At 71.9% G+C, this 9194-nt stretch carries 8 protein-coding genes and 2 tRNA genes; 2 read left to right on the top strand and 8 right to left on the bottom strand.

Features of this window, described 5'->3' with window-relative positions; translation table 11 throughout:
* Positions 1–46: 46 nt before the first annotated feature.
* The 5 genes from clpX to ACFWJ4_RS23320 all read right to left on the bottom strand — a co-directional run bounded on the left by clpX (position 47) and on the right by ACFWJ4_RS23320 (position 4998).
* Positions 47–1336, bottom strand: a complete 1290-nt coding sequence (gene clpX, locus ACFWJ4_RS23340; protein WP_045696864.1) for an ATP-dependent Clp protease ATP-binding subunit ClpX — start codon at positions 1334–1336, stop codon at positions 47–49.
* Between the two features lie 284 nt (positions 1337–1620).
* Positions 1621–2283 carry an ATP-dependent Clp protease proteolytic subunit gene (locus tag ACFWJ4_RS23335; RefSeq protein ID WP_380546627.1) on the bottom strand — a complete coding sequence of 221 codons (663 nt, stop codon included), beginning with the start codon at positions 2281–2283 and terminating at the stop codon, positions 1621–1623.
* 54 nt (positions 2284–2337) lie between these two features.
* Entirely contained in the window at positions 2338–2958 is a 621-nt protein-coding gene (locus tag ACFWJ4_RS23330) for an ATP-dependent Clp protease proteolytic subunit (protein ID WP_380353544.1), read from the bottom strand.
* Positions 2959–3226: 268 nt separating this feature from the next.
* Positions 3227–4618, bottom strand: a complete 1392-nt coding sequence (tig, locus tag ACFWJ4_RS23325; protein ID WP_380546625.1) for a trigger factor — start codon at positions 4616–4618, stop codon at positions 3227–3229.
* Between the two features lie 306 nt (positions 4619–4924).
* Positions 4925–4998: transfer RNA gene (locus ACFWJ4_RS23320), tRNA-Pro, on the bottom strand.
* 194 nt (positions 4999–5192) lie between these two features.
* On the opposite strand from ACFWJ4_RS23320, the gene ACFWJ4_RS23315 reads away from it, so the two are divergent.
* Positions 5193–5263, top strand: a tRNA-Gly gene (locus ACFWJ4_RS23315).
* A gap of 74 nt (positions 5264–5337) precedes the next feature.
* On the opposite strand, the gene ACFWJ4_RS23310 is transcribed toward ACFWJ4_RS23315, so the two are convergent.
* Entirely contained in the window at positions 5338–5895 is a 558-nt protein-coding gene (locus ACFWJ4_RS23310) for a hypothetical protein (protein ID WP_359914831.1), read from the bottom strand.
* Positions 5896–6085: 190 nt separating this feature from the next.
* Here ACFWJ4_RS23310 and ACFWJ4_RS23305 point away from each other — a divergent pair, with 190 nt between their 5' ends.
* Positions 6086–6877: a DUF6348 family protein gene (locus ACFWJ4_RS23305; protein ID WP_380353536.1), complete on the top strand. Its 792-nt coding sequence runs from the start codon at positions 6086–6088 to the stop codon at positions 6875–6877.
* A gap of 33 nt (positions 6878–6910) precedes the next feature.
* Here ACFWJ4_RS23305 and ACFWJ4_RS23300 read toward each other — a convergent pair whose 3' ends face one another.
* Together ACFWJ4_RS23300 and ACFWJ4_RS23295 are read right to left on the bottom strand one after the other, a co-directional pair.
* Positions 6911–7108, bottom strand: a complete 198-nt coding sequence (locus ACFWJ4_RS23300; RefSeq protein ID WP_359914825.1) for a hypothetical protein — start codon at positions 7106–7108, stop codon at positions 6911–6913.
* A 478-nt stretch (positions 7109–7586) separates the two neighbouring features.
* Positions 7587–8813, bottom strand: a complete 1227-nt coding sequence (locus ACFWJ4_RS23295) for a PP2C family protein-serine/threonine phosphatase (protein WP_380546623.1) — start codon at positions 8811–8813, stop codon at positions 7587–7589.
* Positions 8814–9194 lie beyond the last annotated feature (381 nt).

The following is a 9194-nucleotide window of genomic DNA, read 5'->3' as shown; positions in this document are numbered from 1 at the left end:
CACCGGATCCGGTGCGGGGCCCCTCCCGTGTCACGGAGGCCTCGGGTCAGGCGCTCTTCTCCCGGCGCTCGCGCTTGATCATGTCGCGCGGCACCAGGGTGGGGATGGCGTGCTTGGAGACCACGTCGCCGGTGACCACCACGCGGGCGACGTCCTGGCGCGAGGGAACCTCGTACATCACGGACATCAGCACCTCCTCCATGATGGCCCGCAGCCCGCGCGCGCCGGTGCCGCGCAGGATCGCCTGGTCGGCGATCGCCTCCAGCGCGTCCCGGGAGAACTCCAGCTCCACGCCGTCCAGTTCGAACAGCTTGCGGTACTGCTTGACCAGCGCGTTGCGCGGCTCGGTGAGGATCTGGAGCAGCGCCTCGCGGTCCAGGTTGTGCACGCTGGTGATCACCGGGAGACGGCCGATGAACTCGGGGATCATGCCGAACTTCACCAGGTCCTCGGGCATCACCTGGCGGAAGTGGTCGCTGGCGTCCGACTCCCGCTTGGAGCGGATGTTGGCGCCGAAGCCGATGCCCTTGGCACCCGCGCGGCCCTCGATGATCCGCTCCAGGCCGGCGAACGCGCCGCCGACGATGAACAGCACGTTGGTGGTGTCGATCTGGATGAACTCCTGGTGCGGGTGCTTGCGCCCGCCCTGCGGCGGCACCGAGGCCGTGGTGCCCTCCAGGATCTTCAGCAGGGCCTGCTGCACGCCCTCGCCGGAGACGTCCCGGGTGATCGACGGGTTCTCGCTCTTGCGCGCGACCTTGTCGATCTCGTCGATGTAGATGATCCCGGTCTCGGCCTTCTTGACGTCGTAGTCGGCCGCCTGGATCAGCTTGAGCAGGATGTTCTCGACGTCCTCGCCGACGTAGCCGGCCTCGGTCAGCGCGGTGGCGTCCGCGATGGCGAACGGCACGTTGAGCATCCGGGCCAGGGTCTGCGCCAGCAGCGTCTTGCCGGAGCCGGTGGGGCCCAGCAGCAGGATGTTGGACTTGGCCAGCTCGATGGCGTCCTCGCGGCCGTTGCCGCCGCTGCGGCCCGCCTCACCGGCCTGGACCCGCTTGTAGTGGTTGTAGACGGCGACCGACAGCGCCTTCTTGGCGAGGTCCTGGCCGACCACGTACTGGTCCAGGAACTCGTAGATCTCGCGCGGCTTCGGGAGCTCCTCGAAGCGCACCTCGGAGGTCTCGGCGAGTTCCTCCTCGATGATCTCGTTGCACAGGTCGATGCACTCGTCGCAGATGTACACGCCTGGGCCGGCGATCAGCTTCTTCACCTGCTTCTGCGACTTGCCGCAGAACGAGCACTTGAGCAGGTCGCCACCGTCTCCGATGCGTGCCACGAGGTGCTTCCCCTTCGCCAGGGGCCCCGCAGGGTTCCGGGGCCTGGTGCTGTGGACCGTCAACGCCGACGGCGCTCGGTCTCGCTATCCGACGGTACTCTGCCGGGCCCGTGATTCCGGCCTCTTCGCCAGGTCTGCCCTACGCCCTGGGCGAATTGATACCGAACAGATGCCGTCGCGCGGGCCCGCCGATGGGCCGGGGCGGGGGCGGGGCCCCCCGCGGCGCCCCCCCCCCCCCCCGACGGCCCCTCCCGACCCGGGGGCGGGCCGGGAGGGAGCCGACCTCAGGAGGTCAGCGAGGTCTTGCGGGTGGAGATGATCTGGTCGATCAGGCCGTACTCGGCGGCCTCCTCGGCGGTCAGGATCTTGTCGCGCTCGATGTCGTCGCGCACCTGCTCCGCCGTCCGGTTGGAGTGCTTGGAGAGCATCTCCTCCAGCTGCTCGCGCATCCGGAAGATCTCCTTGGCCTGGATCTCCAGGTCGGACACCTGGCCGCGGCCGGTCTCGGTGTACGGCTGGTGGATCAGGATGCGGGCGTTCGGCAGCGCCATCCGCTTGCCGGGGGTGCCGGCGGCGAGCAGCACGGCCGCGGCGGAGGCCGCCTGGCCCATGCAGACCGTGGTGATGTCCGGCTTCACGTACTGCATGGTGTCGTAGATGGCCGTCAGGGCCGTGAACGAGCCGCCGGGCGAGTTGATGTACATCTGGATCTCGCGGTCCGGGTCCATCGACTCCAGGCACAGCAGCTGCGCCATGATGTCGTTCGCCGAGACGTCGTCGACCTGCGAGCCGAGGAAGATGATGCGCTCCTCGAACAGCTTGGCGTACGGGTCGTACTCGCGGATGCCCTGCGTGGTGCGCTCGACGAAGCGCGGGACGATGTAGCGGCCCTCGGCGCGCATGTCCTCGACGCGGGCCTGGGCGGCCGACAGGCTGGGGATGTTCATGGGGTCCTTGTCCTCCGGGGCGTTGGGGCTGTGGTCTCGCGGGCGGGCCGAGGCTCAGGCAGCGCCCGTGCCGCCGCCGCCGGGGACGTCCGCGGCGCTGTGCATGATCGCGTCGATGAGGCCGTACTCCAGGGCCTCCTCCGGGGTGAACCAGCGGTCGCGGTCGGAGTCGGCGGTGATCTGCTCGAAGGACTGGCCGCTGTGGTGGGCGATCAGCTCGGACATCCGCTTCTTGGTGCGGAGCAGCTGCTCGGCCTGGATGCGGATGTCGGTGGCGGAACCGCCGAGGCCCGCGGAGGGCTGGTGCATCAGGATGGTCGAGTTCGGCAGCGAGAAGCGCTTGCCCGGGGCACCCGCGGTGAGCAGGAACTGGCCCATCGAGGCCGCCATGCCCATCGCGATGGTGACGACGTCGTTCTTGATGTACTGCATGGTGTCGTAGATCGCCATGCCGGCCGAGATCGAGCCGCCCGGGGAGTTGATGTAGAGGAAGATGTCCTTGTCCGGGTCCGCGGCCAGCAGCAGCAGCTGCGCGGTGATCTTGTTGGCGATGTCGTCGTCGACCGCCTGGCCGAGGAAGATGATCCGCTCGTTGAGCAGCCGGTTGTAGACCTGGTCGCCAAGGCCGCCGAGCACGTCACCAGCGGCGGCGTGCGGCGCCATCGGGCCAGGCATCTGCATCTGCGGGAACGTCACTTAGCCACCTGCTCAGTCGGTTTGGACGGTCGCTCCACGGCCGTCACGATGTCGCACAGCTTCCGGGTATCACGTCGTGATTGGTGCTGTCCAAGGACCCTAACGCGCAGGCCGGGCCGCAGAATCCCTCACGCAGAACTGTTCGCTGTGAGCGCAGGGTCGCGGTGGTCGCGGGCGGGGACGACAGCGGGCCCGGACACCGTACGGCGTCCGGGCCCGCTGCAGCCTGGAGGGGCTACCGGGGCGCTCAGGCCTCGGTCTTCTCCTCGGCGGAGGTCTCCTCGGCGGCGGCCTCGACGGTCTCGGCCGTCTCGTCCTCGTCGTCGAAGTTGATCTCGTTGCCCTCGGTGTCGACGACCTTGGCGGCCTCGACCACGGTGGCCAGCGCCTTGCCGCGGGCGACCTCGCCGACCAGCAGCGGAACCTGGCCGCCCTGGACGACCTGCTGGGCGAACTGGTCCGGGGTGAGGCCGGAGCCGGCGGCGCGGCGGATGAGGTGCTCGGTCAGCTCCTCCTGGTTAACACCCAGCTCCTCGTCGGCGACGATCTGGTCCAGGACGAACTGGGTCTTGATGCCCTTCTTCGCCTGCTCCTCGATCTCCGCGTCCCACTCCTCGGCGGTCTTGCCCTGGGTCTCCAGGTAGGCGTCGAGGGTGAGGCCCATCGGCTGGAGCTGGTGGTGCTCCACGTTGTGCTTGCGGGTCTCGACCTCGTCCTTGAGGAGCTTCTCGGGGTACTCGATCTCAACCAGGGCGAGCAGCGCGTCCAGGACCTTCTCCTGGGCCTGGGTGGCCTGGTCGTACTCCTTCATGCGCTCCAGGCGCTTGCGGGAGTCGGCGCGCAGGTCCTCCAGGGTGTCGAACTCGCTGGCCAGCTGGGCGAACTCGTCGTCCAGCTCGGGCAGCTCCTTCTCCTGGACGGCGGTGACGGTGACGGTGACCTCGGAGGTCTTGCCCGCCTGGGTGCCACCCTTGAGCTCGGTCTCGAAGGTCTTCTCCTCGCCGGCCGACAGGCCGACGACGGCCTCGTCGATGCCGTCGATGAGGCGGCCCGAGCCGATCTCGTAGCTGACGCCGTTGGCGGTGCCGTCGTCCGGCACCTCGCCGTCGACCTTGGCGACCAGGTCCACGACCACGATGTCGCCCTCGGCGGCGGCGCGCTCGACGTCCTTGACCGAGGAGAAGCGCTCGCGCAGCTGCTCCAGCGACTTCTCGATGTCCTCGTCGGAGACGACGATCGGGTCGACGGTCACCTCGATGGAGGAGAACTCCGGCAGGGTGACCTCCGGACGGACGTCGACCTCGGCGGTGAACTTCAGGTCGCCGCCATCGGCGATCTTCTCGACACCCTCGATGTTGGTGATGTCGGGCTGTCCGAGGACCTCGATCTTGCCCTCGTCGACGGCCTGCGTGTAGAAGCGCGGCAGGGCGTCGTTGACGGCCTCTTCCAGCACGGCACCACGGCCGAAGCGCTGGTCGATGACCCGGTTCGGGATCTTGCCCTTGCGGAAGCCCGGGACCGAGACCTGCTGGTTGATCTTCTTGTACGCCGCGTCGAGGCTGGGCTTGAGCTCCTCGAAGGGCACCTCGACGGTGAGTCGAACCCGGGTCGGGTTCAGAGTCTCGACGGCGCTCTTCACGGTTAGGTCTCCTAGGGGCTTGCGGTCAGGTTGTCTCCGCCCGTCCCCATCGCCCGGCCGGAGCCGGAAGGGGGGTCGGACGAGACGGGCGATGGGCGGTTGGAGCTGCATCTCCCGTGGGGTGGACGGTGAGCTTGACTCCTCGCCCTCGTGCGGTTGACCTGGGTGGACGCCACAGGGACTACCGCCAGCGCCCCATCCTACCGGTACCACGAAAGGCGGACGCCAGGCGCCACCGTACCGCCGCCGGAGAGCTCCCACACAGAACAGGGCCCCGCCCCCGTCGGGCGAGACCCTGCCGCACTGTCGGGGTGACCGGATTCGAACCGACGGCCTTCCGCTCCCAAAGCGGACGCGCTACCAAACTGCGCCACACCCCGTGGTGCCGAGAGGAAGCGTACACGCCGGGCCTGCACGGCTCGCCGAGTCGTTCCGCGCGGGCGCGACCGCGACATATACCGCGCGGGCGCGAGGGGGTGCACGCAGGGCGCTGGGCGAGGGGGCGTGCGCTCGGGCGGCCGGACCAGGTACGCTGTCCCCCGGACTTCCGGCCGGTGACGGCTGGGAGCGTCGTGCGGGCGTAGCTCAATGGTAGAGCCCTAGTCTTCCAAACTAGTCACGCGAGTTCGATTCTCGTCGCCCGCTCTCCGATCCGGCCCCGGTGTGCCCAGCGCACCGGGGCCGTCGGCGTTCCCCGGGCCGTCACTGCCCCTTCCGCCTCAGAGTCCGAGCCGTGCGGCCCGGGCGGCGGCCCGGTCCAGCAGCTGGTGGACGTCGCCCTCCCGGGTGGTCGGGCGGTCGTTGTACTCGTCCGGGGAGCGCGCGGGGCGGCCGGTGGCGTGCAGCACCTCCATCAGCTGGACCCGGGCGGTGCGCACGGTGTCCGGGGTGCCGTAGCCGTGTGCCAGGACGGCGGCCTGTGCGCCGAGCAGGCAGACCCGGCCGGCCGCGTCCCACATCGCGCCCTGGAGCCAGCCGTGCGCGCCGATGTAGCGGGAGGCGAGCCGGAGGTGGTCGGCCGCGCCGACCGGCACGGGGCGGGCGGGCCGGCCCAGCGCCCGGTCGAGCAGCGTGGCCCGGGGCTCGGGGTGGCCGGCCTGCCAGGGCCGCAGGACGCTGCCGTGGGGGCAGACGTACGGCACCGGGGTGCGCGCGGGGGCGGGCAGCGAGGCGAGGTAGGCCTCGATCTCGGCGACCAGTCCGGGGCCGGCGGGGCCGAACGGCGGCGGCCCGGGGGCGAGGAGGACGGGCGGGGGCGGGGCGGTGGTGCGGGGCATGCGGGTCCTCCGGGCGGACAGCCTTCAGGTTCCGCTGCCCAAAGTGGGGCATCCAGGACATTTCCGCGACCGGAGGACCGCGGGGTCCGCATGGTTTCCCGGCGGGCTGTCGGGCCGATAGCCTCGGCGGCGTTCGAGCGCAGTTCGAGCGCGAGCTCAGCCGCCGCGCTCCCGAGGTGGAGGAGTCCCGGTGCATCCGCAGGAGCGACTGGCCGTCATTCAGCGCTGTGTGGTCCGGGAGATGGCGCGACTGGGCCAGGTGTTCCGCCCGGACGGCGAGGTGGTCCGCGGCCCCGGCACCACCGCGGTGGCGGTGCGCGAGCACCCCGGGGACGACGGCGCCGGGCACGTGGACCTCGGCTTCGTGCTCCACCTGGGCCGGGCGGACGCCCCGGTGGTGTGGGACTGCGCGGCAGGCCTCGGCAAGACCGAGGAGGAGAAGCTCGCCAACGCGGTGAAGATGTGGGCGACCACCACCGCCCCGGTGCTGGTCGAGGTCGCGGGGGGCCGCGGGATCCGCGCCGACCGCCCGGCCCTGCCCGGACTCCCGGGCTGGCACGCGGTGCAGGGGCCGGCCGCGGTGTTCGGCTTCGGCAACGAGCACCTGGCGGGCTGGCTCGCCGAGCACCGGGTGCTGCCGGCGCTGGCGCCCGCGCTGCGCGCCGGGTTGACCGGGCCCGGGCCGGTGGGCGTCAAGCTCTTCCTGGGCGGGAAGGCGGGGGACGACGTCGCCGAGGTCCGGGTGGGCGGCGAGGTGTCGGAGGCGGCGTCGGCGGCGCTGCGCGCGCTGGACTGGCCGCGGGGCGAACGGCTGTGCTGGGCACGGCTGTTCGTGCTGCTGACGGCCGAACCGACGGCATCGGGGCAGCACACGCCGGCGGGTGCGGTGGCACCCGCGCCGATGCGTGCCCCGGCCCCGGCGGCGGCGCGCCCCCGGGGACTGTTCGCTCGCTGGCGGGAGGCCAGACGGGCCGACCGGTGACCCCTGGGCGAGGGTGCGGACGGCCCGGCCGGGTCAGCCGCCGGTGATGCCGGAGATGCTGTGCGCGAGGTTGGCCAGCAGGGAGTTGATGGAGCCGGCGACCGTGGTCTCGTGGAGCATGAAGCCGAACAGGGCGGCGACGATCGCGTGCGGGATCTTCATCTGCTTGTTGCGGATGAAGATGATGCACAGGATCGCGAACAGGACCAGTGCGGAGACGGAGAGTGCCACCCGGACTCACTTCCTCGTTTTCATAGCGGGGTGCCGCCGCCCGGCGGCACCTGCGAAAGCCGGACCCCGGCCTGTCCGACGGTCCCGAGGCGGAATCGCGGACCGTCCGGCGCAGCGCCGGCGAGGGAGCCCGCAGTCGACCGCTGTCTGTCGTGCCGCACGTGACGCCCCCAATCCCCCGAATCCTGAACAGTCCCGCCCGGACTCAGTGTGGTCGACCGTGCCGATTGCGTAAAGGTCTGAAAGTCAGCCCAACGCCGATATCCTGCGATGCGAGACGAGTTTCCGCCGACCGGGACGATAGCGGAGCCGTCCTGACGAATCGTCGGCGGGGCCGTGCTGAGCGGCCGGAAAACGGCCGGGGGCGGGGAACGGAAGCCGCTGGTCCGCTCCGTCGACGGGGCCTGCGAATTGGCCGAAGATCAGCTGCCGGGCTTGACAGCGGCGGCTGCCCTTGGCATGTGCCCCGGCGGCACCGTCAGTCGCGCCAGAGCAGCAGCACGGCGCGGTCGTCGTTGATGTCCCGGGCGACCGTCTCGATCAGCGCGGCCGCGGTGCCCGTGCCCGTCCCGGGTCCGCCGCCGGGCACCAGCCGGTCCGCCTCCCCCATCAGCCGGTCCATGCCCTCCCCGAGGTCCCGGCCCGGGGCCTCGACCATGCCGTCGGTGCACAGCATCAGCACGTCGCCCCGGTTCAGCCGGCCGCGCACGCCATCGAACTTGGCGCCGTCGTAGATCCCGAGCAGCGGGCCCTCGGCCTGCTTGACCTCCCAGCGCCCCTCCCCGGCCAGCCGCTGCATGCCCGGCAGGTGCCCGGCCGAGAGCAGCTCGTACTCCCCGGTGTCCAGGTCCAGCACCAGGTGGACGGCGGTGGCGAAGCCCTCCTCCCAGGACTGGCGCAGCAGGTAGCCGTTGGCGGCGGGCAGGAAGTCGTGCGCGGGCAGCGAGCCGACCAGGCCGCCGAAGGCACCGGAGAGCAGCAGCGCGCGGGAGCCGGCGTCCATGCCCTTGCCGGAGACGTCCGCGAGGACCACCTCCAGCAGCCGCTGGCCGGGGCCGGTGCGGGCGGCGACCACGAAGTCCCCGGAGAAGGACTGGCCGCCGGCCGGGCGCAGCGCCATGTCCGCGTGCCAGCCCTCCGGCAGCTCGGGCACCCGGCTCTGCACCCGCAGCCGCTCGCGCAGGTCGAACAGCATGGTGGAGCCGCCCCACCAGGGCACACCGACCCGGGCCCGGAACTGGGCGAGCAGCAGGCCGCCCACCCCGGCGGCGCCGACCACCAGGGCCGCGCCCGGGGTCACGCCGTAGATGTACGCCTCGGGGTTGTCGCTGGCGACCCGCTGGCCGGTGTGGATCACGGACTCGGAGGAGAGGCCGAGCGCGGCCAGGGCGTAGAGCACCACCAGGCTGCCGGGGCGCAGCAGCAGGGCGCCGGCCAGGATCGGCAGGACCAGGGAGGTGGGCGGGGCCCAGTCGGGCATCCAGATGTTGAGCAGGATCAGCAGCGGGACGAGCAGGGCGAGCGCGCAGAGCACCGGCCAGTCGGCGGCGCCGCCGCGGAAGTAGTCCACACCGGCTGTGCGCAGCCTTCGGCGGACCCGGCGGAGCCTCTTGCGCAACCGGGCCGTCACGGACTCGGACGCCGTGGCGGCGCCGGGCCTCGTCGCAGTCGTCTGGGGCGGTGTGCCCGGCGCTCTGCCAGCCATGGGGTCCGACCCTATCCACGGGCACGGCCCGGCGTCGACGGGCCGGGGGCGGGCGCGGGCGCCGGAGCGCGGGGCGCCCGGCGGGTTTCGGCCGATCGGCGGGGTTGCGGGCGTGCCGTCAGGAGGCGTACGCCGGTTGGGCGTACGGAACCGTGCGGGCGGCGTGCGCGCCCCGCGTACGGGGGTGTCCGAGCGCCGGGGCCTGTGGCCGATCCCACAGGCGGAGCGGGCCGCCGCGGGCCCGTCGGGCGAGGCCCGGGGCCGTCCCGGGGTGTCCGGGGGCGTCCGGACACGGCGACGGCCGGGCGCCCCGGGGCGGGCGGGCGGCCCGCGGGGGGGGGGGGGGGGGGGGTCATCCCCCGGCAGTTTAAAAAAAAAGAA

Origin of the sequence: Kitasatospora sp. NPDC127067, from assembly GCF_042724755.1 — a bacterium.
GTDB classification, from domain to species: Bacteria; Actinomycetota; Actinomycetes; order Streptomycetales; family Streptomycetaceae; genus Kitasatospora; species Kitasatospora lactacystinica.
Note: the sequence above shows the minus strand (reverse complement) of the source record. Positions and strands in the feature narration are given on the sequence as shown.